Below are 26,176 nucleotides of genomic sequence, written 5' to 3'. Positions count from 1 at the left end.
GCGTGAAATAGTCCGTATCTTGGACTCTTTCACGCTTCTTACAGCAGAGCTTACAGCTAGGAAAAAGCAGTATGAATTTTACCGCGACTTTCTTTTAAGCTTTGACGAGCTTGATAAAAATGGGGGGGGGTGTGAGCTAAAAATGCTTGGAGAAATGATTTTGAATGTTTCGAATATAAAATGGTCTAATAATGACAAAATTTATAATTACATAGACTTAACTTCTGTTGATATGCAAAATCATCAAATTGGAAATTTGTCTAATATCTCAAAAGAAAAACATCCGAGCCGTGCTCAGCAGATAGTAAAATTTAATGATATTATTTTTGCAACAACTAGACCTATGCAAAAAAGAATTGCTATGATACCTAAGTATTTGGACGGACAAATTTGTAGCACTGGCTATTGTGTTTTACGTGTTGATGAAAAAATAGCATTATCCTCTTGGGTTTATTATGTTTTATGCACTTCAATTTTTTATGATTATGTGGATAAATTTCAGCAAGGTGCTAGTTATCCATCGATATCAGACAATATTGTAAAAAAATTTAAAATCCCCGTCCCATCACTTCAAACACAGCAAAAGGTTGTTGAGATATTGGATAAATTTGATACGCTTGTAAATTCTATAACTGAGGGCTTACCACGAGAGATAGAGCTAAGGCGCAAGCAGTATGAGCATTACAGAGAGCTACTTTTAAATTTCAAACCAAAAATGACAGCATAAAGGTGTAAAAATGATAGAGAGTAAAACAATACTTGAGTCAGAAAATTTCATCGTTTTAGATAAATACGAGAGACTGCCTCAGTCTTCAAGCTACCAAAGCGAAGCGGATATGGAGGATGAACTTATAGCCGACCTTGTAAAACAAGGCTATGAGTATAAAAAAGATATAAACTCTCAAACGGCACTTTTACTAAATTTAAAAGAGCAGCTAGAGAGGCTAAATAACGTTAAATTTAGCTCGTCAGAGTGGAAAAGGCTAGTTGAAGAGTATATCGATAAGCCAAATGATGGCATTATAGAAAAGACACGCAAGATACAAGATGATCACATATATGATTTTGTTTTTGAAGATGGGCATATACAAAATATCTACCTTATCGATAAGAAAGATATCGCTAAAAACAGCTTGCAGGTGATAAATCAGTTTGAGCAAACTGGCTCATCGCACAACAGATATGATGTCACTATACTTGTTAATGGCTTGCCGCTTGTGCAAATAGAGCTTAAAAAGCGAGGCGTGGCGATAAGAGAAGCCTTTAATCAAATTCACCGCTACTCCAAAGAGAGCTTTAACTCATCAAATTCTCTCTTTAAATACTTGCAAATTTTTATCATCTCAAATGGCACAGATACAAGATACTTTGCAAACACAACCAAACGGGATAAAACCAGCTTTGACTTTACTATAAACTGGGCGAATTCAAAAAACGAAGCCATAAAAGATATAAAGGACTTTACAGCTACATTTTTGGCGAAAAATACACTTCTTAACATACTAAGCAAATACTGCATCTTTGACACAAATAACACCTTGCTTATAATGCGTCCTTATCAGATAGCAGCGACTGAGCGCATACTTTGGAAGATAAATAGCTCGCATAATGCCAAATGCTACGCAAAGCCAGAGGGTGGCGGCTTTATATGGCATACGACAGGATCTGGCAAGACGCTAACTAGCTTTAAAGCAGCTAGGCTTGCTACGCAGCTTAAATTTATAGATAAAGTCTTTTTTGTGGTGGATAGAAAAGACCTTGACTATCAGACTATGAAGGAGTATCAAAAATTTTCAAAAGATAGCGTAAATGGCTCAGCTAGCTCAGCAGAGCTAAAGCGAAACACTCAAAAAGATGACGGAAAGATCATCGTAACAACCATACAAAAGCTAAACAATCTGATGAAAAACGAAGATGATCTAAGCATATATCAAAAAGAGGTTGTTTTTATATTTGACGAGTGCCACAGGTCTCAGTTTGGCGAAGCGCAGAAAAATTTAAAAGAGAAATTTAAGAAATTTTATCAGTTTGGCTTTACTGGAACGCCGATATTTCCTCAAAATGCCATCGGAGCAGAGACTACGCAAAGTGTCTTTGGAAGCTCGCTTCATGAATATGTGATAGTCGATGCCATAAGAGATGAAAAGGTGCTTAAATTTAAGGTTGATTATAACAACGTCGTGCCTAAATTTAAGAGCATAGAGACAGAAAAAAACGAGCTAAAGCTAAGTGCGGCTGAGAATAAAAGTGCATTTTTGCACCCTGAGCGTATCAAAGAAATTTCAGAGTATGTGCTAGAGAAATTTCATCAAAAAACTCACCGCTTAAATGCAAGTGGCAAGGGCTTTAACGCTATGTTTGCAGTAAGCTCGGTAGATGCAGCAAAGCTTTATTATGAAGCGTTTAAAAATTTACAAAGTAACAAAGAGCGAGCTTTAAAGATAGCGACAATATTTTCTTTTTCACAAAACGAAGAGCAAGATATGGTTGGCGAGATAGCTGATGAGGGCTTTGAGCCAGAGTCGATGGACGTTAGCTCAAAAGAGTTTTTAAACAGCGCGATAAAAGACTACAATGCCTACTTTAAGACAAATTTTAGCGTTGATGGTGGGTCGTTTCAAGACTACTACCGAGATCTAAGCGAGCGCACAAAGAAGCAAGAGATCGATCTACTCCTAGTTGTTGGCATGTTTTTGACAGGATTTGACGCACCTTGTCTAAACACGCTCTTTGTGGATAAAAATTTACGCTATCACGGGCTCATACAAGCATACTCTAGGACAAATAGAATTTATGGTGCTACAAAAACTTTTGGCAACATCGTGACTTTTAGAGACCTAGAAAAAGCGACAGAAGATGCTATAACTCTTTTTGGTAAAGGAAGCACCAAAAGCGTCATACTCGAAAAAAGCTATAAAGAGTATATGGATGGCTTTACAGATGCGGTATCTGGCGAGGCAAGAAGGGGCTTTGTAGATGTAGTAAGCGAGCTAGAGGCGAAATTCCCTGATCCTACTAAGATAGAGACGCAAAAGGATAAGAAAGAATTTGTAAAGCTTTTTGGAGAGTATCTAAGGGTGGAAAATGCTTTGCAAAACTATGATGAATTTGTGGCTTTAAGGGCTTTGCAAGAGGTAAATTTAGACGATGAAAAAGCAGTTTGTGAGTTTAGGGATAAATTTGGCTTAAGTGATGAACAAATCAAAGAGATGCAAAGCATAAAAGTGCCAAATGCAAGGGCTTTGCAAGACTACCGTGGGACATATAATGATATAAGAGAGTGGCTAAGAAAAGAAAAGGCTGGCGAAGAGAAGGAAAAAGAGAGGATAAACTGGGATGATGTAGTATTTGAGATTGATCTACTAAAGTCTCAGGAGATAAATTTAGACTATATTTTGGGTTTGATATTTGAGCATAATAAAAAGATAAAAGATAAAGCAGCCCTTACTGATGAGGTGCGTCGCATCATCCGCTCGAGCTTGGAAAACCGCTCAAAAGAGGGGTTGATAGTTGATTTTATAAACCAAAGCGACTTGGATAAATTTAAAGACCGAGCCAGCGTGATAGAAGAGTTTTTTAAATTTGCAAAAGGTGTGATGAAAAAAGAGGCGGACGAGCTTATCACTTCTTTAAATTTAGATGAGGCTGGCGCAAGAAGGTTTATAAGCTCGTCGTTAAAGAGTGGCTTTGTTAGCCAAAGCGGAACACAAATAGGCGAGATACTGCCTAAGATCAGTCCTTTAAATAAAAACTATCCAATAATAAGGCAAAAAGTCATCGACGAGATATCGCATTTTGTTGATAAATTTAAAGAGGTTGGCTCGTCGGTTTAAGAGGCACTTTTAAGCAAAATTTATATTGCTTTTGGCTTATTTATGTTTTGCTTCGTGCTCTAGTAGCCAAATTTTAGTTGGTAGGCCCTCGCCGCCTGAGTAGCCACCAAGCCCGCTGTGAGAGAGCACTCTGTGGCAAGGGACGATGATAGGCAGTGGATTTTTGGCATTTGCAGAGCCTGCTGCTCGGTAAGCGTTTTTGTGGCCTGCAGCAAGTGCTAGAGCTGCATATGTGGTCGTTTCGCCGTATGGCACTTTTTGCAAAACGTCATAAATTTTAGCTCTAAATTTGGTCGTTTTTATATCAAGTCTAACGCTAAATTTTTTAAGCTCGCCCTTAAAATAAGCCTCCAGTTCATTTAAACACAGCTTTAAATTTTCATCTTTTACCGCAACTTTTTCAAATTTATCTACAAAATTTATCTCACAAATTCCATTTTCGCTAGCAACGATTTCTAAAATTCCAATGGGTGATTTTAGGTAGGCTTTTGACACATTTACTCCTTGAAATTTGAAATTTTGGGCAAATTTTACTTTAGATTGTTTTGCTTTTTGATAAAATGCAAGCAAAATCAGCGATTTTAGACTAAAAACGAGCAAAATCACAAAGGAAATTTATGAGCTTTTTTACCGACTACGAAAAACACGTGAGTGAGCGAGAAAAAGAGGGCGTGCCACCGCTTGCGCTAAACGCCAAGCAAACAAGCGAAATTTGCGAGCTAATGAGACTTGCTGGCAGCTCTAGCGGCGATGAAAAGGCGCAAAACGAGCTAAAATTTCTTATAAATTTGCTCACAAATCGCATAAATCCTGGCGTTGATGATGCGGCAAAGATAAAGGCAGAATTTCTTGGCGAGGTGATAGACGGGCTCAAAATAGACGGCCTTGATGCGGTTCGTGCCATTAAAATTTTAGGCAAGATGCTTGGCGGATACAACGTAGAAATTTTGGTGCGAGCGCTAAAAAATAGTGACGAAACTATCGCACATGCTGCGGCAAATGAGCTAAAAAACATCATTTTGGTGCATGAACACTTTGACGAGATCGCAAAGCTATCAAATAGCAATAAATTTGCAAAAGAGGTGCTTGCTTCTTGGGCAAACGCGGAGTGGTTTACGCATAAAAAGCCACTTGATGAGTGCATAAAGGCAGTGGTTTTTAAAGTACCTGGCGAGACAAATACAGATGATCTAAGTCCTGCAAGCGAGGCCTACACAAGGGCTGATATACCGCTTCACGCAAAGGCGATGCTGGTTAAAAAGATGCCTGAGGGTTTAGAAATCCTAAAAGAGCTAAAAAGTCGCGGTAAGAGCGTGGCGTATGTTGGCGACGTGGTTGGCACTGGCAGCAGCAGAAAGAGCGGTATAAACTCTATCCAGTGGCACCTTGGCGATGAGATAGGGGGCGTGCCAAACAAAAAAACAGGCGGCATCGTGATCGGCACGACCATAGCTCCGATATTTTTTAACACAGCAGAAGATAGCGGCGCATTGCCGATAGTTGCAAACGTAAATGAGCTAGAAATGGGCGATGAGATAGAAATTTGGCCATTTAAAGGCGAAATTTACAAGCTTGCAGGCAATGAAAAAAAGCTTGTGGCAAATTTTAAACTTAGCCCAAACACGCTAAGCGACGAGATAAGAGCAGGTGGCAGGATACCGTTGATGATAGGTAGGCAGGTGACTAAAAAGGCTAGGGAGGTCTTGGGGCTTGGCGAGGAGCAAATTTTCATAAAGCCAGATCAGCCAAAAGAGCTAGGCGGTGGCTATACGCTCGCTGAAAAGATGGTTGGCAAGGCTTGTGGCAAGGCTGGCGTGAGAGCTGGGGCCTACGTGGAGCCTGAAATTTTGACTGTTGGCTCGCAGGATACCACAGGGCCCATGACTAGAGACGAGATAAAAGAGCTTGCTAGCCTTAGTTTTGGGGCGGATTTTGTCTTGCAAAGCTTTTGCCACACGGCTGCTTATCCAAAGCCAAGCGACCTTGAGATGCAAAAGAACTTGCCTAAATTTATGACGCTTCGTGGTGGTGTGAGCCTAAAACCAGGTGACGGCGTCATCCACTCGTGGCTAAACCGCATGGTCTTGCCTGACAGCGTTGGCACGGGCGGCGATAGTCACACGAGATTTCCTATTGGCATTAGTTTCCCAGCAGGCAGTGGCCTAGTGGCGTTTGCAGCGGTGCTTGGAATGATGCCACTAAATATGCCAGAGTCAGTTTTGATCAAATTTAAAGGCGAGCTAAAAGAGGGCGTGACGCTTAGAGATCTAGTCAATGCTATACCTTATTTTGCGATCAAAAAAGGGCTTTTAAGCGTTGAAAAGAAGAATAAAAAGAACATTTTTGCGGGCAAAATTTTAGAGATCGAGGGGTTAGAGAGCCTAAAAGTGGAGCAGGCATTTGAGCTAAGTGACGCTTCGGCTGAGCGCTCGGCGGCAGCTTGCGTGGTAAATTTAAGCGTTGAAAGCGTCGCGGAGTATGTTCGCTCAAACGTTGCGCTAATAGAGGCAATGATAAAAGCAGGCTATGAGAGCCATGAAACGCTGCTTAGACGAAAAGAAAAGATGCAAAAATGGCTGGAAAACCCAACTCTCTTAAGAGCCGACAAAGACGCAAGCTACGCTGAAATTTTGGAGATTGATCTATCGCAGATAGATGAGCCGATCCTCGCCTGTCCAAACGACCCAGACGACGTGGCGACGCTAAGTGAAATTTTAGCTGATAGCAAAAGAGCGCATAACATCGACGAGGTTTTTGTGGGTAGCTGTATGACAAATATCGGCCATTACAGGGCGCTAGCTAGAATTTTGGAGCGTGAGAGCAAGCTCACTACTAGGCTTTGGATCGCACCGCCAACAAAAATGGATAAAAAGACACTTGAAGATGAGGGCGTTTATGAGATATTTAAGAGGCTAAATGCTAGGACTGAGGTGCCAGGCTGCTCGCTTTGCATGGGTAATCAAGCAAGGGTGAACGACAACGCCGTCGTTTTTTCGACCTCGACTAGAAATTTTGACAACAGAATGGGCATGGGCGCAAAGGTCTATCTAGGAAGTGCCGAGCTAGCCGCTGTATGCGCGCTACTAGGGCGTTTGCCAATGGTTAGCGAGTATAAAAAGATAGTAAGAGATAGTCTTAGTTTAAACAAAGATCAAATTTATAAATACCTAAATTTTAATGAAATAAGCGAGTTTAGTATATAAATTTGTTACAATATCGCGAAATTTTAAGGAGCTTTGATGAAAAAAGTAGCTTTTTTTCTCTTTTTTAGCAGTTTTCTTTTTGTAAATTTACACGCATTAGAGTGCAGTGACCTTGCTAAAAAAGAGATCTTTAAAACTACTCCAAACGAGCTTGCTTACGCGAATGAGGGGCTATTTTATTGTGATGGCTCGCTTTTAAATTTAAAAGAGGTAAAAGAACTTTTTGATGCGAGTGTGGCTGTTAGAAGCGAGTCTCAAAGCTGCGTTGGCGAGGGCGTTTATAGAGAAAATTTAAATAAATTTAGATGGATCTTGCTAAAGGCTTCATTTGCTCCTGATATCTATGCAAAAGAGCTTGAAAAGCCAGAGGTCGCAGAAGCCCAAAAAGACGCTCAGATGGAGTACTTTAGATACTGGGCGAATGAGAGCTTGTTTAACTTTTTAAAATACAAAAAATTCAGCGAAGCTTATAAAAACGCACAAACTCCGCTAGTTAAATTTTATGAGGCTTTAGGCGTTGATAGTGCAAGTGCTGCCTACTACGCAACTAGCGTGATAAATGAGTTTTTAAGCTTTAGTGTCGGCAAAAAGGTAAATAAGGCTAAGGCTCTAACTTCTGAGCAAAAGATGATGGCTCAAAAGCTAAACCAAGATGAGCTTGCAAATTTGCTTTATTCTAAAAATTACAGCACCGCTGAGCTTACAAATTTACTTGATATCGCACTGCTAAATGACAAAAGTGGCGACATGATAGAAGAGATCATAAGGCGCGGGGCGGATCTAAATTTAGGCGATGAGACGCCGCTCTTTTTTGCTCTTAAAAATTTAGAAAATGTAAAAATTTTGCTTAAAAATAAAGCCGATGTAAATCATAAAAATTTCTTTGGCAAAAGTGCGCTTTTTTACGCTGTTCAGTTTGAAGATACGCCTCTTTGTGAGCTTTTGCTAAAGAGTGGGGCAAATGCAAACGAGAGCTATATCGACGAGCAGTCTAAGATGAATATGATAAATTTAGGCATGATGCAAGTAGAGGATACGTGCGGTTTAGAGCATACAAACAGAAGCGTTTTTATGCATGCAGCGGCTCACGCGACACCAGAAATTTTAAAGCTTTTAATAGATAACGGCGCTGATATGAACGCCACTGATGATGCTGGATTTAATGCGCTTGATTATGCGATTAAAGATAAAAACGAAAAAAATATTAAATTTTTAGAAGAGCTTGAGTTAAAGCCAAATTTTAATTAGGAAGAGATATGAAAAAGACAGCTTTTGTGACAGGTGCGACATCTGGCTTTGGCGAGGCGATCGCTAGAAGACTCTCACAAGAGGGCTACAATATAGTAGCTCTTGCAAGGCGCGAAGATAGGCTAAAAAAGCTAGCAAGTGAGCTTGGCGATACGCACATCATCGTAGCTGACATACGCGACAAAAAGGCTGTTTTTGACGCAGTTGATAGCCTACCTGATAAATTTAAAGACATCGAAGTGCTTGTAAATAACGCTGGACTTGCCTTAGGGCAAGAAAAGACGATAGATGCGAAGGTTGAGGACTTTGAGACGATGATAGATACAAACGTAAAGGGTCTTATCTACTCGACAAAGGCCGTTTTGCCGCTACTTTACAAGCAAGAAAAGGGCTATATCTTTAACCTAGGCTCAACAGCTGGCTCGTGGCCATATCCTGGTAGCAACGTTTATGGCGCTACAAAGGCCTTTGTAAAGCAGTTTAGTCTAAATTTAAGAAACGATCTAGTTGGCACTAATATCAGGGTGACAAACATCGAGCCAGGGCTTTGCAAGACTGAATTTAGCGAGGTTAGATTTAAGGGCGATAAGGCAAAGGCTGATAGTCTTTATGAAAATACAAATTTCATCACATCTGAGGATATCGCGACCATTTTGCTTAACTGCCTAAATATGCCTGGAAGTGTCAATATAAACAGGGTCGAAGTCATGGCAAATACGCAGACTTGGGCTGGACTTGCGATAGAAAAATTTTAAGGAGTTTATGTGAGACAAATTTTATTGTTACTATTTTTTAGTGCCGCGCTTTTTGGTGTTGATCCAGAAGTCGCCAAAAGAAACGCACAAATTTACGGCGTTTTCACGCTTATACCACCAGTTGTTGCCATAGCGCTTGCTTTTATCACAAAAGATGTCATCTTGTCGCTATTTATCGGTGTTTTTAGTGGAACTTTTCTTATAAATATCGTTAATGAAAATGTATTTATGGGCATCATCAAAGGCTTTACAGGCATCGTTTCAAGAGTGGTTGAGTCGATGGCTGATAGCACTGATGCAGGCATCTTGCTTCAAGTGCTTTGTATAGGTGGCGTGGTCGCACTTATCACAAAGATGGGCGGCACAAAGGCGGTTGCTCTTTGGCTTAGCAAAAAGGCAAAAACTGGCGTCTCAGCTCAAATTTCAACATGGCTTATGGGCATCTTTGTATTTTTCGATGACTATGCAAATGCCCTAATCGTTGGCCCTATCATGAGACCAATAAGCGATAAATTTAAAATAAGCCGCGAAAAGCTAGCCTTCATCATCGACGCTACCGCAGCTCCGATCGCTGGTATCGCTATCATCTCGACATGGGTCGGACTTGAGGTTTCGCTCATCGAAAAGGGCTACGAGCTAATCGGCGAGACTGGCATAAACGCTTATTCTATATTTATCGAGACCATTCCATATAGATTTTACAACCTTTTTATCTTATTTTTCATCGTTTGCACTGCCTTGATGCAACGCGAGTACGGACCTATGCTAGCAGCTGAGAGACGCGCTAGAAAGGGTGAGCTTCACTCAGGCAAAACACAAATTCAAGACCTTGAAGATAAGACTCTTGAGCCAAAAGAGGGTGTAAAACTAAGCGCTTCAAATGCTATCGTGCCGCTTCTTGTGCTAGTTATCGGCGCATTTACTAGCTTTTATTTTAGCGGTCTTGCTGCGCTTGAGGGCGATACTCTTAAAAATGCACTTGCAAATCCACTTTCGTTTTCAACATTTAAAGATACTTTTGGTGCAGCAGACTCTGCTACATCGCTATTTCAAGCAGCATTGCTAGCTAGTATCGTGGCTATCGTCATGGGCGTTTGGCGCAAAATTTTTGATGTAAAAGAGGCCATTAGCACATGGGTAAAGGGCTGGAAAACTATGATCATCACAGTTGTTATCTTGCTTCTTGCATGGAGCCTTAGTGCGGTTATCAAAGAGCTTGGCACTTCAAGATATTTGGTTGATCTATTAAGTGACTCAACGCCTAAATTTATCCTGCCAGTGGCTGTTTTCATCCTTGGCTCATTTATCAGCTTCTCAACTGGCACCAGCTATGGCACGATGGGCATTTTGATGCCTCTTGCTATCCCGCTAGCTTATGCAGTTGGCAAAAACTACGGCTTAGATGGTGATGCGATGCATGCTTATATGATAGTAAATATCTCAAGCGTTCTAACGGGCGCTATCTTTGGTGATCACTGCTCGCCGATCTCAGATACTACGATACTTTCATCAATGGGTGCAGGATGTAGCCACATCGATCACGTCTCAACACAGATGATCTATGCACTTAGCGTTTGCGCGGTTTGTGTGCTTGTTGGCTACTTGCCAGTGGCACTTGGTCTTAGCGTTTGGATCGCACTTCCTTGCGGATTTTTAGCGATCTGGGCTTTGGTTAGATTTGTAGGTAAAAAAGTCGAAGAGAAAGCGGCATAAATTTGGACTGCAAATACCTAAAAGAGTGCGGATCATGCACTCTTTTTACCCCTTATAGTGAGCAAATTTCATTTAAAACTGATCTTATTAAGCAAAATTTCTCCCCATTTTATGATGGCAAATTTGATGTTTTTAGCTCAAGTCCAAAGCACTACCGCACGAGAGCTGAGTTTGGTATCTGGCACGAGGGCAGCAAGCTTAGCTACACGATGCACTCAAGCGAGAAAGGCAAAAGGGTCTTCATAGATGAGTGTCCAAAGGTTTGCGAGCAAATTTCACATCTCATGTCAAGGCTACTTGAAAATTTACAAAATGATGAAATTTTACGCACAAAGCTCTTTGGAGTGGAGTTTATTGCCTGTAAAAGTGGCACCTTAGTCACGCTTCTTTATCATAAAAAGCTTGATGGCGAGTTTGAAGCGGCGATGAAAATTCTAGCTAGCAAGCTTGATGTGATGATCTTAGCTAGATCTCGCGGTCAAAAGCTGCTAAGTGGTGAGCTAAATTTAGTTGATGAGCTAAATGTCGGAGGGCAAATTTATAAATTTAGCCTAAGTGAAAATGCCTTTATCCAGCCAAATAAAGCGGTAAATGAAAAGATGATAGAGTGGGCGAAAGAGTGCGTGCAAAGTGGCGATGACCTACTGGAGCTTTACTGCGGACATGGAAATTTTACTATCCCACTTTCGTTTAAATTTAAAAATGTCCTTGCCACTGAAATTTCAAAAAGCTCGATCGCAAATGCCCTTAAAAACTGCGAGCTAAATGGGGCAGAAAATATCAAATTTTTACGCATGGACGCTGATGAGCTAATGGGCGCATTTGCTGGCATAAGGGAATTTAATAGGCTAAAAGATATAAAATTAAGCGACTTTAACTTCTCGCACGTCCTTGTCGATCCGCCTCGCGCAGGACTAAGTGAAAGCGTCATAAATTTCATTAGAAATTTCAAAAACATCATCTACATCTCGTGCAACCCAGAGACGCTAAAAGAAAATTTAAATGAGCTTACTAAAAGCCATAAAGTGATAAAATTTGCGCTCTTTGATCAGTTTGCCAACACTCATCACATCGAGTGTGGCGTGCTACTAGAGGCAAAAGATAAATTTTAAAAGGAAAGTTAAAAATGGTTTCATTAAACAAAATAATCCAAGCAAAGATAACGATCGGTCACTTTGTAAATAAAACTCCGTTTGCGCTAAGTGCAAAACTTAGTAAAATTTTGGGCGCAAATGTCTATTTGAAAGAGGAAAATTTACAGCGAACCGGAGCTTACAAGATAAGAGGCGCTTACAATAAAATAGCTAGCCTAAGTGACGAGGAGAGAAAGCGTGGCGTCGTGGCTGCAAGCGCTGGTAATCACGCTCAAGGTGTGGCGATAAGCGCAAAAGAATTTGGCGTGCATGCTTGCATCGTAATGCCAGAATCAACCCCGCTTCTAAAGGTAGCTGGCACAAAGGATCTTGGCGCTGAAGTCATTTTAAAAGGTGATAACTTTGATGAGGCGTATGAATTTGCAGTAAATTACGCCAAAGAAAAAGATATGACCTTTGTTCATCCATTTAACGATGAGTACGTCATGGCAGGGCAGGGCACTGTGGGTCTTGAGATGCTTGATGAGATAAGCGACCTTGATATGGTTGTAGTGCCAGTTGGCGGCGGCGGTTTAGCTAGCGGTGTGGCAAGCTGTATAAAACAAGTAAATCCAAAAACAAAGGTCGTTTGCGTCGGTGCAAAGGGCGCTCCAGCTATGTTTAATAGCTACGGCGCTAAAAAAAGCATAAACTCAAAATCAGTTCGCACTATAGCTGATGGCATCGCTGTGCGTGATGCTAGTGAGATAACGCTTAAAAATATCGTTGAGTGCGTGGATGAGTTTGTGCAGGTTGATGATGAGGAGATCGCAACTGCGATTTTGTTCCTCTTGGAGACGCAAAAGATCGTGGTTGAGGGAGCTGGCGCAGCTGGCGTGGCAGCACTTATGCATGATAAGATCAAATTTAAAAAAGGTGCAAAGATAGGCGTGGTACTAAGTGGTGGAAATATCGATGTTCAGGTGCTTTCTATCATCATCGAAAAGGGTCTTATCAAGTCTCACCGCAAGATGACCTTGCAAATCACACTTGTAGATAAGCCAGGAGCGCTCATGAGCCTAACTGATAGTCTTAAATCAGCAAATGCAAACATCGTCAAGATCGACTACGACCGCTTCTCTACTAAGCTTGACTACGGCGATGCAAGCATCACGATCACGCTTGAGACAAAGGGTCTTGAGCATCAAGAAAAGATCAAAGATACGCTTAATAAAAACGGCTTTTCTTTCACTCAACTCTTTTAAATTTACAAGCTCGCTACCTTTTAAAGTAGCGAGCATTTAACCAACTAAAACAATATCTCAAATTTAGCATTTACGCTGTTTGATCTTACATCTTTAGCAAAAGCTCCAGTGTAAGAAAGGCCTAAATTTACATTTTTATAGACATTTGCTTTTATGCCAAGGCTAGCTGTGCCAAGGTTTTTAACCTCTTTGCCTTCTAGCTCTAGATATCCAGCATTTGCGACATTTACACCGATAGTTGGTTTTGTGTCACCAACTAGTCTGTTGTATGCTAGATCAGCTTCAAATTTCATCTTGGTGCTACCTAGGCTAAATGGTACGCTAGGGTTTAGACCAAGGCTAAAAATGCCTAAATTTCTAGTTTTTTCATCAACATCCATTTTGAAAATTCCTACATTTTGGCTTGTGCTATCAGTTTTCATGCGTAGATAGCTTGCACCCACATAAGGATTTAGCGAGAAATTTTCTGTATTAAAGCTAGTTAGGGCTAAATTTGCATAAGCATTAAGCGCTTTTTCTTTGCTTTTTATATGATCGTTTGAGTAAAAGCTAGCTATTGTCGCACCATTTTGCGTTTTGCGCTTAGCATCTGTGTATAAGACTCCAAGGTCCAGTTTTGTGCTAGCGATCTCGCTTTTTGTATAGATGCCGATGCTTTTGCCTTTTGTCTTATAAGCGTCGTCGCCGTCTTCTTTTACCTTTTCTGTGCTAGCGCCAAGAACGCCACCAAGTACAAATGAGTCATTTACACTGCCGTCAAATCCAAAAAGCTGTGTCATAGAGTTTGCTTTGATGTCATTAAATTTCATAGCATCAAACATGGTATTTGACCAAAATTTCATACCATTTGCGTCGCTCGCTCTTATGCCAAATGGGTCAGATTCGTGATTGATAACTGCATTTTTAAGCATGATGTTTTCTAGTAAAAATGCATTGTGCTGAGCTAAATTTGCCTCATTTGCAAATGTTTTTAGCGTTTGTTTTGCCTCTTTTGGTGTAGTGTAGATGAAGTATCTATAAAGATCGCTTGTGATGACTGCTGGTCTGCTTCTAAATGGCGAAGGGAGCAGCGCTGGCTGGCTAGCTGTGTTCTCTATTAGTTGTGCCACTTTCTTTTGGTTGTCATTAGCTGCGATGCTTGTCATTGTATTTTTTGACTTTTTAAGAGTAAGTTCTAGCTTGTCATCACTATAGTTTTTGCCAAGATCAAAAAATGCATACTCTTTTGAAAGGGTATCTTCGTAGCCTTTGAAATTTCCAGTTGCTGTAAATGTTTTTGATTTTGTGGCGTCGTTATAGAGCCTTTGCATGATCTCTAAGCTTGGCTCACTTATATTTATAAACGAGTTTTTCTCAAAGTTTAGATCTAAATTTGAAGCGCCGTTTGAGACGATGTAGCTACCGCCTGATTTGATAGTGGCTTTTACTACGTCATTTGAGCTTTTTTTGGTCACTTCTGCTAATGATAGTTGTAAGGTAAATTTATTTCTACTAACCTTTGGTACGCTCATTTGTTTTACAATTTCTAGTGTGCCGCCATTTTCTACTATCACATCGCTTGATTTTAAAGATTGGTTAAGAGCTGTGATCTTGCCGCCTTTTATTATAGTTTTGCCAGTGTAAGAGTTATCTCCTGCTAGGCTTAGTGTGCCTTGACCTCTTTTTATAAGAGTGCCTTCATAGCCATCGCTTGCTCTTAGCTCTCTTGCTCTTTCTCTAGCATTACCTATCTCAAGTTCAGCTTTTTGCTCTGGTGTTAAATTTGTTATTTTCTCTAGCTCAGCCTTGCGCTCAGCCCAGATTTTAGCCTCTGCATCATCTTCTGTTTTTCTAAATTTGATAGCCACATCGCTTATGTTGTTTGAGTAGATATCATCACTATTTAAATTTACATCAAATACTCCTAGAAGCTGACCTGGTCCAAACATCGCCTTATATAGATCCACTACGCCCCAGCCCCAGCGCTCATCAGGCACCCCAAGCGCAGCAGTAAAGCCTGAAATTTTTCTAGTATCAGCTGGCTCTTTGAAATCATCATGAATCTGCCTTGCAGTAGTTAGTAGCACCTCTCTTATCTGGGCGTTATTCATATATGGGTATCTTTGCATGATGACACCAAGCGCGCCAGTGACGTGTGGAGCTGCCATTGAAGTACCGCCTTTTGTGCCGTAGTCTGCTTTGCCAGTTTTTAGATCAACGACGGTTGAGTATATAGGTTTTGCAGGTGCTGCCACGCTCCACCATTTTGAGTGACCAGGTGTGTTGTAGCGCTGCGTGTCGCCCTCTAACTGACCAGTGACATTTAGCCAGTACTTCTCAGCATCAGGTCTAAAGTATGGGAGCATCGCTCTTGTATATGACTCTTTCATCCCGTCTCTGTTGCCAGCAGTAAAAATTTGGATGACACCATATCTTGTAGCGACCTCATAGGCTGCATCTAAGAAATTTTTGCCATTTACTACAAATGGATAGTAGCTTTTATAGGCAGCATCAAGATCTTTTATGTCTAGGTTGTTGCCACCATCATATCCAGTAGCACCTTCATAGGCTTTGTAAAATTTGCGATTTGAACCCCAGCTGTTATTTATCGCTCTAGCTCCACTCTTTGCTAGTCCCTCGTAGGATTTTAAAAAGAAGTTGTAGTCTTGATTTGGACCATATGTCATACCGTCAGTGCCACCAGTATTGCCCATTATAAGTCTTGCATCAAATGCTACGCCGTGCATGCCCACACCATCTCTTGAAGCAGCTATGCTGCCAGCTACGTGAGTGCCGTGAGAGTCGTTTACTCCAGCTATCCAGTCGCCATCTATGCTAAATTCCTCATCTTTTTTAAAGTCACCAAAGTCTTTTTTATTTTTATCTCCGCTACCTTTTTTAAGAAGAGGTGAGTTGCCATACTCAGTATCGGGGTATCTTTGACCATCTTTATAGTAGCTACCAGAAACTTTTAGCGCACTTACTCTGCCATCACTAAATTCTGGATGGCTAAGTAGCACACCAGAGTCCATAACGCCAAGCGTTACTCCTTTGCCAGTTGCTCCAAGGGCATACGCAACGGCTGCGTTCATATTCACTAAACCCCAGTCGGCTTTGTACTCATCGCTTTGCCAGCTTTTTATATCGCCAAATTTACCTCTGTTTTGCTCACTGGCACTTAGTTGATTAGCAAGCAAAAGAGTGCAGCAAGCAACGCTTAAAAGGATGCACTTTTTGCTTGAAACGGATCTTTTCATATCTCGTCCTTTACATAAAATTTAAACCAATTCTAAAATTCTTAAAATAAATTATTAATTAAAATAATAATAATTTAATGAAAAATCGTAGGCTAAATTTACAAAAATATACGTTATTTACGCTAGTTTTACATTTAGCGAGATATTTTTATAAAAGAGTTGATCTAAAATTAGTTATTTAAATATAATTTTTCTTATCTTTATTTTTAAAACTATTATTTATATATTTTTTTAAAGGATTATTATTTTTCATTAAATTTACAGGACTAAAATTTCGCAAATTTATTCAAGAATGAGATATGAAAAAGAGTTTATTGAGCCTTGCGTTGTTTTGCACTTTAGCTTTTTGTACCGATGATGAGGTGGTTGGCAAACAAAATGATCAAGTATGGATAGGAGCTATGGGTGGATGCAAGCTTTATGTATTTTCACTAAAGACGACTGATGCGCCAGTAGATAAGCTAATAGCCAAAGATGAGGCGCAAAAAGAGCTTGTGGCAAATACTAAAAATTTACCAAACAAACACAACGTAATGTTTGCAAAGTGCGATGACTACACGGCGCTCATAGATAGCGGCTATGAAGATAGCTTGGAGGTTTTAAAGTATGATCTGCAAACTTTTGGCAATATAAAGCCAGAGGATCTAACCTACGTTATCATCACGCACGCTCATCCTGATCACATAGGTGGGCTCATAGATGGCGGCAAAAAGACATTTAAAAACGCCAAGCTTTTTATAGATGAAAAGGAGTGGGACTACTGGATGAAGGGCAAAGACGAGAGGACAAAAGAAATTTTATCGCTTTATAAAGATGATAAGAGCTTTTTTGACCATAAAAAGCCACTATTTGACGGGGCGCTAAAGATCAGAGCTATCCCAGCCTATGGCCACACTCCAGGGCACAACATGATAAGCTTTGAGACAGATAACGACAAGATCATCTTTATAGCTGATCTTCTTCACGTCCTAGCAGTGCAAGAGGTCGAGCCAAGCATATCTATAACTTATGATGTAGATCCAGCCCAAGCTGCTAAAACAAGAGAAAAGGTGCTTGATGGCTTGGAGGACGAGACTACAAAGATAGTTGGAGCTCACATGCCTTATAAGAGCCCTATCACCTTGCCAGAGTGATAAATTTCTTTTGCTTTACAAATTTAGGATAAAATGCGGGCTTTAAAGGAGAAAATATGAGCGAATACGCAAATTTGATATTAGCTATCTTGCTAGCTATTTTGGCATTTGCATTTTATAGGTCGAACAAGGCGCTAAAAAAAGCAAAAGACGATAGCGAAAATGTCTCAGTCAGCACTGAAATTTCGCAGCTAAAAAGCATCGGCGAACTATCTGTTTTTCAAGTATATAGCAAAGAGATCGTCACAAAGACAGATCATGCGTTTGGAAATTTCGGCAAAGAGTACCTAAGGTGGCTAGTGAGTGAAAAGAAGCTTTCGATGATATTTGAGTTTGAGATAAATTTCATCTACGATCTAACCAGTCCAAAACTTGAGATCATGCAGATCGCAAACTCTAGCTACAAGATAAAAATGCCCCCATGTAAGTATAAATTTTCAATCGCCGATATGAAATTTTACGATGAGAAAAACGGCAAATTTATACCATTTTTGCTGCCTGACTCGCTAAATGGCTTTTTTGGTAGCACTTTTACTGAAGAAGATAAAAATAGGCTCATAGAAGAGGCGAGAAATGAGGTTAAAAAGATGAGCGTTCGCCTTATCTCGCAGCTTCAAAGCAAAATCCACAAATCAGCTCGCGACACGCTTGAGGCGATAGCTAAGAGCTTTGGTGCAAATAAGGTCGAGTTTGTCTTTGACGATAGTGACGAGCAGATAAACGAGCAACTAAATTTAGAAAATATCGCATAAAAATTAAATTTAAAGGAGAAAAAATGAGTGTAAATTCACAAGAGGTCACACAAACACCTGGTAACAACACAGTCTTTCAAACATGGGTCTTAAAAGGCGACAAAAAGGCATGTAAAGAGGGCTTTGCTAAGCTTTGTGCTTTGGTTGTAAATTTAAATAAAACTGCCAAAGTTAGATTTGGCGCAAATGAAAACGTAAATTGCGTCCTTGGCGTGGGTCATGATGCTTGGAAAAAGCTTGAAATTTCAAAAGAATTGCCAAAAGAGCTTGTAAATTTTAAAGCTATCAAAGGTGACAAGCACGAGGCTGTTAGCACAAAGGGCGATATACACATCCATATCCGTGCACTAAACGCGGCTGACTGTTTTGACATGGCGCAAAATATCAAAGAAGTTTTGTTTAAATTTGCAGAGCTTACAGATGAGACTCAAGGCTTTAAGTATCACGACGGCAGGGCGATAATTGGCTTTGTCGATGGTACTGAAAATCCTGATGGCGAAGATAGAGACCTTTTTGCAAAAGTTGGCAAAGAGGATGCTAAATTTAAAGGCGGTAGCTACGTTTTCGTGCAAAAATACTTCCATAAAATGCAAGAGTGGAACGCCACAAGCGTGAGTGAGCAAGAAAAGGTTATAGGTCGCTCAAAAGAGTATGACATCGAGATGGACGAGAGCGTAAAACCTACAAATTCACACTCAGCTGCTGCAAATGTAGGCGACGATAAAAAGGTCGTGCGTGGCAATATGCCATTTACTGAAGGTAGCAAAACAGGCACTTACTTCATCGCTTATGCGAGCACATTTTCAACGGTTGAACTTATGCTTAAAAAGATGTTTATCGGCGAGCCAAAAGGCAACTCAGATAGGCTGCTTGACTTTAGTACGCCAGTGACTGGAGCTCTCTTTTTTGCTCCTACGCTTGATATGCTTGGCGACTACGAGGGATAAATTTAGCTTGGGGCGAAGCAAATTTGCCCCTTTAAATTTAAGAGGAAAAAGATGCCAGAGTGGTTTATCTACGCAGCTCTTTCGGCTATATTTGCTGCACTTACCGCGATCTTTGCAAAGCTTGGTGTAAAGGACATCGACAGCGATTTTGCGACATTTATAAGAACGGTCGTTGTCATTTTTATGCTTATTTTGCTTCTAAGCGTGGCTAAAAAATGGCAACCACTAAGCTCACTAAGTCCCAAAAACTGGCTCTTTCTCATACTAAGTGGCATGGCTACTGGGCTATCTTGGCTTATGTATTTTAAAGCGATGCAAGCGGGCAAGGTCTATCAAGTGGCACTGGTTGATAAATTTAGCGTTGTGCTAGCTATCATTTTGGCTGTTATCTTTCTTGGTGAGAGGCTAAATTTAAAAGAAATTTTAGCCCTATGTCTTATTGTATCTGGCGTGTTTCTACTCATTTTTAAATAAATTTTTCTGTATTATTCTTAAAGTATATTTTTACTTTTAATATGTAATTAATCTAAAAGCCTCTAGAATTTAGAGAAATTCATTTTTAAAGGGAGAAATATGAAAAAAATTATTCTATCAGCCATCGTGGCTTGTGCGGCATTTGGTGCAGGTATGAACTACACAGATGTCGTAAAGGACGTATATGCTGACGCAAACTCAGCTAAGAGCATAGGCAGGCTGCTACCAACCAACGCAGTTGAAATTTTGCAAACAAGTGGCGACAGAGCGCAGATCAAAGTAAAAGGCTATCAAAACCCAGCCGTTAGCAACGTAGTTTATTTTGCTGATGGAGCGAGGATCATCTCAGTAGCATTTGCTAAAACTGCACCTTTTGACATCAAAGTGATAAAAGAGGGCAAAAACGGCAAATGGAACGAGGTAGAAACGACAGTTTTTGTTCAAAAAGATGGCTTTAGCACTGACGTAAATGCGATGTTTGCAAAAGCTGATAAGATGTATAAAGAGAGCTGTGGTGTTTGCCATGCGTTGCCTCAAACTACGCACTTTAACGCAAATCAGTGGCCGTCACTTCTAAAATCAATGATCGGCAGAACCGCAATAGAGAAAAAAGACGAGTGGCTAGTTATCGAATACCTACAAAAACACTCATCTGACGTAAATTTAGGCAAATAAGTAAAACCTAGTAGGGCTAAATTTAATCAAATTTAGCAAGGTAAAGGGTTGAAATTTAATGGTTTTACTTAGGGAGAAAACCAAAATTTAGATCGCAGACTTGCGATCTTGGTCTTTAGAGTTGGTGAACGACCGCCTTTAGAGGATACCAACTGTTTGGTATCCGTGCGGGAGAGAGTGAGCGGGGCATATCGCTAGCGATGCGAGCGATGGGTAGCTGCTTAGGGAGAAAAACCAAAATTTAGATCGCAGAGGTTGCGATCTTAGGCTTTAGTATTGGTTCTTAGGTTTGGCTTTGCCAAACCACTAAAGAACATAAAAATGGATCGCTGGATTGCGATCTTAGTCTTTAGTGCGGGATCAAACCGATGGGGTTTGTCGCAGCTTGGGCTTAGCTCAAGTGAGAAGTAATAAAGCGAAGTAAAAAAGGTATTTATTAATGCAAAGACGAAAATTTCTAAAAGGTAGTTTGGCTTTAGCTGCTACACCATTTCTAGGCGGTTGCGCTTTTAGTGGGAATGGCAGTGTAAAACCAAGCTTAGTACAAAATGGCAGCGTTAGAACCTCGGCGTATTGGGGTATGATGGATGTTAGCGTAAAAGACGGCATTGTGACTGGCTCAAAGCCACTTAGCGTTTTAAGCAGCATACCAAACCCATTAAGGGGCTACACAGCTGACATGATCTACAAGTGCCGCATCAAGCATCCTATGGTGAGAAAGAGCTATCTTGAAAACCCAGATAGCCCAAAGCCAGAGCTTCGCGGTCAAGATGAGTGGGTGCAGGTAAAGTATGAGGACGCGATCAAGCTAGTTGCAAGAGAGCTAAAAAAGACAAGAGCTCAAAGAGGCCTTGCTAGCGTTTATGCGAAGTCTCCAGCATGGAAATCAAGCGGAAATTTCAACAGCTCGACCACGCTTTTGGCTAGATTTATGAACCTAACTGGTGGCTTTGTCGGTGGTCTTGGCGACTACTCGACAGGTGCAGGGCAGGTCATCATGCCTCACGTTATGGGTGGCATAGAGGTCTATGAGCAGCAAACTACATGGCCAGTGGTACTTGAAAATTCAAAGGTAGTGGTGATCTGGGGAAGTGACCCAGTAGCTACGCTAAGAGTTGGCTGGACGGCGACTGATGAGCTAGGATACAAATACCTAGAAGATCTAAAAAATAGCGATAAAGAGATCATTATAATTGACCCTATCAAGAGCCTAACGGGTAATTACTTTGACGGCAAGGCAAAATGGATCGCTCCAGTGCCAAATACTGACACAGCTATGATGCTTGGCATGGCGTATCATCTATATAAGAGTAAAAACTACGACAAAGAGTTTTTAGAGAGCTACACAGTTGGCTTTGATAAATTCTTGCCGTATCTGCTTGGTAAAAAAGATGGCAAGCCAAAAACACCAAAATGGGCGAGCAAAATTTGTGGCGTCAGCGAAAAGGTGATAAAAGAGCTTGCTGTTGAAATGTACAAAAACCGCACGATGATAATGGGCGGCTGGGCTATGCAGCGTGCTCACCACGGCGAGCAGCCTTACTGGATGCTAGTCACTTTAGCTGCTATGCTAGGTCAGATAGGCCTACCAGGCGGAGGCTTTGGTTTTAGCTATCACTATAGCGGTGGCGGCGTGCCAACTAGCACGGCAACGGTCGTTGGCGGTATCAACCCAGCAGATATCGGCGTCATCAAAGATGGCAAATTTAAAGGTTATGCAAAAGATGTGGCTGATGAGAGACTAAAAGCCGAGATAGAAGAGATGCAAGCAGCCTCTTTTCCAGTGGCTCGCATAGCTGACGTGCTTTTAAACCCTGGCAAGACGATAGATCATAACGGCAAGAAGATCACCTATCCAGACATCGACTTCATCTACTGGGCAGGGGGCAATCCATTTGGTCACCAGCAAAATTTAAATAAACTAAAACGTGCATGGCAAAAGCCAAGAACGGTTGTCGTAAATGAAATTTACTGGACACCGACAGCAAAGATGGCTGATATTGTATTTCCAGTGACGACGCTTTATGAAAGAGATGATATCACTATGGTTGGCGATTACTCTAATCAATATATCATGCCGATGAAACAAGTCGTAGCCAAACAAAACGAGGCAAAAGACGACTATCAAATTTTCTCTGATCTAAGCAAGGCCTATGCTGATGGTGTGGCTGAAATTTACACTGATGGGGCGAAAGAGCCGCTTGATTTCATCAAGTCATACTACGATAGTGCCGCTAAAGTCATCAATGAAAACAAAGCTCTTGGCGTAAAAATGCCTAATTTTAGCGAGTGGTGGGAGAAAAACGAGCCAACTAAATTTGACTCGACCGCAGAGAACGAGGCTTGGGTAAGACACGCTGAGTTTAGAGAAGATCCTATCCTAAACGCTCTTGGCACACCAAGTGGCCTTATAGAAATTTACTCAGAGACGATAGCAAATATGAACTATGACGACTGCAAGGGCCATGCTATGTGGATGGAGCCTGCTGAGTGGCTGGGCGCGAAGAAAAAATCAGCCAGCATTCACCTGCTAAACCCACACCCAAGCGTGCGCTTGCACTCTCAGCTAGGCGTAACGTCGCTTAGAGATACTTATGCTGTGGCTGATCGTGAGCCGATCGTGATAAATACAAAAAATGCTAAAAAACTTGGCATAAAAACAGGCGACATCGTGCGTGTATATAATAAGAGAGGTGAAATTTTAGCAGGCGCTGTGGTGAGCGATGATGTGAGCTACAACGTAGCAAGGCTTTGCGAGGGTGCATGGTACGATCCAGATGAGAAGGGTGTTTGTAAAAATGGCTGCATAAATGTTTTAACAAACGACATCCCAGCTAGCAAGCTCTCAAATGCAAATATCTCGCATACGACGCTTGTAAATATCAAGAAATTTAAAGGTGAAGCTCCAGAGCTTAGCGCCTTTAAAGAGCCAAAATTTTCAGTCTAAGCATGGTTGCTGGTGGGCGGAATTTACACCGCTCACTTTTTGGCTGAAGAGAGAAAACCAAAATTTAGTCCGTGTAGTCGGACAAGTAACTTTAGGTGGGTGAACGACCACCTTTAGAGGATACCAACTGCTTGGTATCCGTGCGGGAGAGAGTGAGCGGAGCATATCGCTAGCGATGCGAGCGATGATGTTTGCTCTGGGAGAAACCAAAATTTAGATCGCACTCTTGCGATCTTAGTCTTTAGAGTTGGTTCTTAGGTTTGGCTTTGCCAAGCCGCTAAAGAACGTAAAAAAAGGAGAACACGATGAACGAGAACAGGCGAGATTTTCTAAAAAAAGGTGCAACAGCACTTGCGGCTACACCTTTGCTTTCAGGCGTAACAGCTTCAAATTTGTTTGCTGATGAGGTTAAAAAGGGCGTTTTAAAAAATGGCGAAACTCTTACAGCTGCTCACTGGGGCATGCTAAAAGTGACAACTAAAAACGGCATCGCTGTAAAGTCAGAGCCTATCCAAAAAACAAGTGAAATTTACAACCCACTTCAGCACTACACACCAGATATGATCTATAAAAGTCGTATCAAACACACAATGGTAAGAAAGAGCTACCTTGAAAATCCAGATAGCCCAAAACCAGAGCTTCGCGGCGTAGATGAGTGGGTCGAGGTGCCTTATGAGGACGCGATCAAGCTAGTTGCCAAAGAGCTTAAAAAAACAAGAGCGCAAAAGGGCTTACAAAGCGTTTTTGCAGGTAGCTACGGCTGGAAATCAAGCGGCAACGTACATAACTCAAGAATTTTACTTCATAGATTTATGAACCTTAGTGGCGGTTTTGTTGGCTCATTAGGGGATTATTCAACAGGTGCTAGTCAGATCATCATGCCTCACGTTGTAGGTAGCATCGAGGTTTATGAGCAGCAAACTAGCTGGCCAGTCGTGCTAGAAAACTCAAAAGTTGTAGTCATCTGGGGCGCAAACCCACTTGCGACACTTCGCATAGCTTGGACAGCGACTGATGAGCAGGGCTTTAAATACTTTGAAGAGCTAAAAAATAAAAAAGATATCAAAGTGATCGTGATCGATCCTATCAGATCTGAAACAGCACAATACTTTGACAAAGCTCAGTGGATCGCTCCAGTGCCAAACACTGACACAGCGATGATGCTAGGCATGATGCACTACCTATATGAAAGTGGCAAATACGATAAAGAATTTATCGAAAACTACACTTATGGCTTTGATAAATTCCTCCCATATCTACTTGGCAAGACAGACAACACTCCTAAAAATTTAGAGTGGGCGAGCAAAATTTGTGGCATCGACAAAGATACTTTAAAAGAGCTAGCTGATACATTTGTAAGCAACCGCACAATGCTAATGAGTGGCTGGGGTATGCAGCGTGCTCACCACGGCGAGCAACCACACTGGGCAATGGTGACACTTGCAGCTATGATCGGTCAGATCGGACTTCCTGGCGGAGGATTTGGCTTAAGCTACCACTACTCAAACGGCGGCGCACCAACATGCAAGGGCGCAGTCATCGGCGGTGTAAATAGCGCAAGTGTGGGTAAATTTAACGAAAAAGGCGAGTTTATCGGCACTGATACGGGCGAATTTGACAAACACGGTCGCTTCGTCGCAAAAGCAGCTGCAGTAGTAGGCACAGGCCAGAGTTGGCTACAAAAAGCAACTGACTACGCTTTTCCAGTAGCTCGTATCGCTGATGCGTTGCTTCACCCTGGCAAAGTGATAGATCACGATGGCAAAAAGATCACCTACCCAGACATCGACTTTATCTACTGGGTCGGCGGCAACCCACTAGTACATCACCAAGATACTAATACAAATTTAAAAGCGTGGAGAAAGCCAAGAACTGTAGTCGTTCACGAAGCCTACTGGACACCAACAGCAAAGATGGCTGATATCGTCTTTCCAGTCACTACAGAGTATGAGAGAAACGACATTACGATGACAGGTGACTACTCAAATATGAACATCGTACCGATGAAGCAAGTCGTTGAAAAATACCGCGAAGCAAAAGATGACTATCAAATTTTCACTGATCTTTGCAAGGCTTATGCTAAAAATTTAGTCGTTGCCTATACAGATAACGGCAAAGATGAGTTTGACTGGATCAAAGAGTACTATGACGCAGCCTACGCTCAGGTCAAGGCTGTGCCAGAGCTTGCAAGCGATATGAAGCCATTTGAAGAGTTTTGGAATGAAAACAAACCAGTCACATTTGCCTCATCTCAAGATAGTGATAATTGGGTAAGGCTTGGTGAGTTTAGAGAAGATCCTGTGTTAAACGCTCTTGGAACGCCTAGCGGTCTTATCGAAATTTACTCAGATACGATCGAGAAAATGGGCTATGACGACTGCAAAGCACACCCAACTTGGTTTGAGCCGATCGAATGGCTAGGCATGAAAGATAAACCTGCAAAATACCACATGATAAGCTCTCACCCAACTGACCGCTTGCACTCACAGCTAAGCCAAACTTCACTTCGCGAGAAGTATGCTATCGCTAACCGCGAGCCAGTGTGGATAAACGAAAATGACGCAAAAGAGCTTGGCGTAAAAACAGGCGATTTGGTGTGTGTATTTAACGCTCGTGGCGAGGTGCTAGCAGGTGCGTATGTGACTAAAAACATCAAAGAGGGCGTCGTAAAATTAGCTGAGGGTGCTTGGTATGACGGCTTTGACAGCGGCATCTGCAAAAACGGCTCTGCAAACGTGCTAACCATAGATATCCCAACAAGTAAGCTAGCAAACGGCAACATCAGCCACACAGCTCTTGTAAATATCAGAAAATATCAAGGCGATGAAGCACCAAAACTTACAGCATTTTCTGAGCCAAAATTTTCTAAATAATCTCAAAGCAGGGGAGTGATCTCCTGCTTTTTATATAAAATTTGACAAA

At 41.3% G+C, this 26,176-nt stretch carries 17 protein-coding genes; 15 read left to right on the top strand and 2 right to left on the bottom strand.

Going from position 1 to position 26,176, the window contains the following annotated elements:
- Together CYP77_RS08685 and CYP77_RS08680 are read left to right on the top strand one after the other, a co-directional pair.
- Positions 1–727: restriction endonuclease subunit S (locus CYP77_RS08685; protein ID WP_219809403.1), on the top strand; the 727-nt coding region annotated here is incomplete at its 5' end.
- Between the two features lie 10 nt (positions 728–737).
- Positions 738–3,833: a type I restriction endonuclease subunit R gene (locus CYP77_RS08680; RefSeq protein WP_103599744.1), complete on the top strand. Its 3,096-nt coding sequence runs from the start codon at positions 738–740 to the stop codon at positions 3,831–3,833.
- Between the two features lie 36 nt (positions 3,834–3,869).
- Here the strand turns inward: CYP77_RS08680 and CYP77_RS08675 are convergent, their stop codons facing one another.
- The gene (locus tag CYP77_RS08675) at positions 3,870–4,328 is read right to left on the bottom strand and encodes a methylated-DNA--[protein]-cysteine S-methyltransferase (protein ID WP_103566230.1); all 459 of its coding nucleotides are present in this window, start codon (positions 4,326–4,328) and stop codon (positions 3,870–3,872) included.
- A gap of 122 nt (positions 4,329–4,450) precedes the next feature.
- Here CYP77_RS08675 and CYP77_RS08670 point away from each other — a divergent pair, with 122 nt between their 5' ends.
- The 6 genes from CYP77_RS08670 to ilvA are packed head-to-tail and all read left to right on the top strand — an operon-like array spanning position 4,451 to position 13,090.
- The gene (locus tag CYP77_RS08670; protein ID WP_103566187.1) at positions 4,451–7,036 is read left to right on the top strand and encodes a bifunctional aconitate hydratase 2/2-methylisocitrate dehydratase; all 2,586 of its coding nucleotides are present in this window, start codon (positions 4,451–4,453) and stop codon (positions 7,034–7,036) included.
- 36 nt (positions 7,037–7,072) lie between these two features.
- Complete coding sequence (locus CYP77_RS08665) at positions 7,073–8,284, top strand: ankyrin repeat domain-containing protein (RefSeq protein ID WP_103566191.1); 1,212 nt, start codon at positions 7,073–7,075, stop codon at positions 8,282–8,284.
- An 8-nt stretch (positions 8,285–8,292) separates the two neighbouring features.
- Positions 8,293–9,039 carry an SDR family NAD(P)-dependent oxidoreductase gene (locus tag CYP77_RS08660; RefSeq protein WP_103566196.1) on the top strand — a complete coding sequence of 249 codons (747 nt, stop codon included), beginning with the start codon at positions 8,293–8,295 and terminating at the stop codon, positions 9,037–9,039.
- Between the two features lie 9 nt (positions 9,040–9,048).
- Entirely contained in the window at positions 9,049–10,752 is a 1,704-nt protein-coding gene (locus CYP77_RS08655; protein WP_103566200.1) for a Na+/H+ antiporter NhaC family protein, read from the top strand.
- 2 nt (positions 10,753–10,754) lie between these two features.
- Complete coding sequence (trmA, locus tag CYP77_RS08650) at positions 10,755–11,864, top strand: tRNA (uridine(54)-C5)-methyltransferase TrmA (protein ID WP_103566205.1); 1,110 nt, start codon at positions 10,755–10,757, stop codon at positions 11,862–11,864.
- A 14-nt stretch (positions 11,865–11,878) separates the two neighbouring features.
- Positions 11,879–13,090, top strand: a complete 1,212-nt coding sequence (ilvA, locus tag CYP77_RS08645; RefSeq protein ID WP_002942811.1) for a threonine ammonia-lyase — start codon at positions 11,879–11,881, stop codon at positions 13,088–13,090.
- A 44-nt stretch (positions 13,091–13,134) separates the two neighbouring features.
- On the opposite strand, the gene CYP77_RS08640 is transcribed toward ilvA, so the two are convergent.
- Positions 13,135–16,326 carry a S8 family serine peptidase gene (locus CYP77_RS08640; RefSeq protein WP_103566208.1) on the bottom strand — a complete coding sequence of 1,064 codons (3,192 nt, stop codon included), beginning with the start codon at positions 16,324–16,326 and terminating at the stop codon, positions 13,135–13,137.
- 299 nt (positions 16,327–16,625) lie between these two features.
- Between CYP77_RS08640 and CYP77_RS08635 the strand changes: the two genes are divergently transcribed.
- The 7 genes from CYP77_RS08635 (at position 16,626) to CYP77_RS08605 (ending at position 26,127) form a co-directional block, all read left to right on the top strand.
- The gene (locus CYP77_RS08635) at positions 16,626–17,459 is read left to right on the top strand and encodes an MBL fold metallo-hydrolase (protein WP_103566213.1); all 834 of its coding nucleotides are present in this window, start codon (positions 16,626–16,628) and stop codon (positions 17,457–17,459) included.
- 56 nt (positions 17,460–17,515) lie between these two features.
- Entirely contained in the window at positions 17,516–18,211 is a 696-nt protein-coding gene (locus CYP77_RS08630) for a DUF4230 domain-containing protein (protein WP_002942821.1), read from the top strand.
- A gap of 23 nt (positions 18,212–18,234) precedes the next feature.
- A complete protein-coding gene (locus tag CYP77_RS08625) occupies positions 18,235–19,158 on the top strand; it encodes a Dyp-type peroxidase (protein WP_087582317.1) in 924 nt (307 codons plus the stop codon).
- A 51-nt stretch (positions 19,159–19,209) separates the two neighbouring features.
- A complete protein-coding gene (locus CYP77_RS08620; RefSeq protein ID WP_103566217.1) occupies positions 19,210–19,632 on the top strand; it encodes an EamA family transporter in 423 nt (140 codons plus the stop codon).
- A 99-nt stretch (positions 19,633–19,731) separates the two neighbouring features.
- The gene (locus CYP77_RS08615) at positions 19,732–20,307 is read left to right on the top strand and encodes a cytochrome c (RefSeq protein WP_002942837.1); all 576 of its coding nucleotides are present in this window, start codon (positions 19,732–19,734) and stop codon (positions 20,305–20,307) included.
- Between the two features lie 439 nt (positions 20,308–20,746).
- The gene (locus CYP77_RS08610; RefSeq protein ID WP_103566221.1) at positions 20,747–23,254 is read left to right on the top strand and encodes a molybdopterin-dependent oxidoreductase; all 2,508 of its coding nucleotides are present in this window, start codon (positions 20,747–20,749) and stop codon (positions 23,252–23,254) included.
- A 305-nt stretch (positions 23,255–23,559) separates the two neighbouring features.
- On the top strand, positions 23,560–26,127 hold the full coding sequence (locus CYP77_RS08605) for a molybdopterin-dependent oxidoreductase (RefSeq protein ID WP_103566226.1): 2,568 nt from the start codon (positions 23,560–23,562) through the stop codon (positions 26,125–26,127).
- Positions 26,128–26,176: the final 49 nt, after the last annotated feature.

It is taken from the genome of Campylobacter concisus, assembly GCF_002913865.1.
In the GTDB taxonomy this organism is placed as follows: Bacteria; Campylobacterota; Campylobacteria; order Campylobacterales; family Campylobacteraceae; genus Campylobacter_A; species Campylobacter_A concisus_AM.
Note: the sequence above shows the minus strand (reverse complement) of the source record. Positions and strands in the feature narration are given on the sequence as shown.

Bases quoted from the DNA above. Each gene is read 5' to 3' on its own strand.
- CYP77_RS08680 (WP_103599744.1), top strand. From the start codon at position 738: ATGATAGAGAGTAAAACAATACTTGAGTCAGAAAATTTCATCGTTTTA.
- CYP77_RS08670 (WP_103566187.1), top strand. From the start codon at position 4,451: ATGAGCTTTTTTACCGACTACGAAAAACACGTGAGTGAGCGAGAAAAA.
- CYP77_RS08665 (WP_103566191.1), top strand. From the start codon at position 7,073: ATGAAAAAAGTAGCTTTTTTTCTCTTTTTTAGCAGTTTTCTTTTTGTA.
- CYP77_RS08660 (WP_103566196.1), top strand. From the start codon at position 8,293: ATGAAAAAGACAGCTTTTGTGACAGGTGCGACATCTGGCTTTGGCGAG.
- ilvA (WP_002942811.1), top strand. From the start codon at position 11,879: ATGGTTTCATTAAACAAAATAATCCAAGCAAAGATAACGATCGGTCAC.
- CYP77_RS08640 (WP_103566208.1), bottom strand. From the start codon at position 16,326: ATGAAAAGATCCGTTTCAAGCAAAAAGTGCATCCTTTTAAGCGTTGCT.
- CYP77_RS08635 (WP_103566213.1), top strand. From the start codon at position 16,626: ATGAAAAAGAGTTTATTGAGCCTTGCGTTGTTTTGCACTTTAGCTTTT.
- CYP77_RS08630 (WP_002942821.1), top strand. From the start codon at position 17,516: ATGAGCGAATACGCAAATTTGATATTAGCTATCTTGCTAGCTATTTTG.
- CYP77_RS08625 (WP_087582317.1), top strand. From the start codon at position 18,235: ATGAGTGTAAATTCACAAGAGGTCACACAAACACCTGGTAACAACACA.
- CYP77_RS08620 (WP_103566217.1), top strand. From the start codon at position 19,210: ATGCCAGAGTGGTTTATCTACGCAGCTCTTTCGGCTATATTTGCTGCA.
- CYP77_RS08615 (WP_002942837.1), top strand. From the start codon at position 19,732: ATGAAAAAAATTATTCTATCAGCCATCGTGGCTTGTGCGGCATTTGGT.
- CYP77_RS08610 (WP_103566221.1), top strand. From the start codon at position 20,747: ATGCAAAGACGAAAATTTCTAAAAGGTAGTTTGGCTTTAGCTGCTACA.
- CYP77_RS08605 (WP_103566226.1), top strand. From the start codon at position 23,560: ATGAACGAGAACAGGCGAGATTTTCTAAAAAAAGGTGCAACAGCACTT.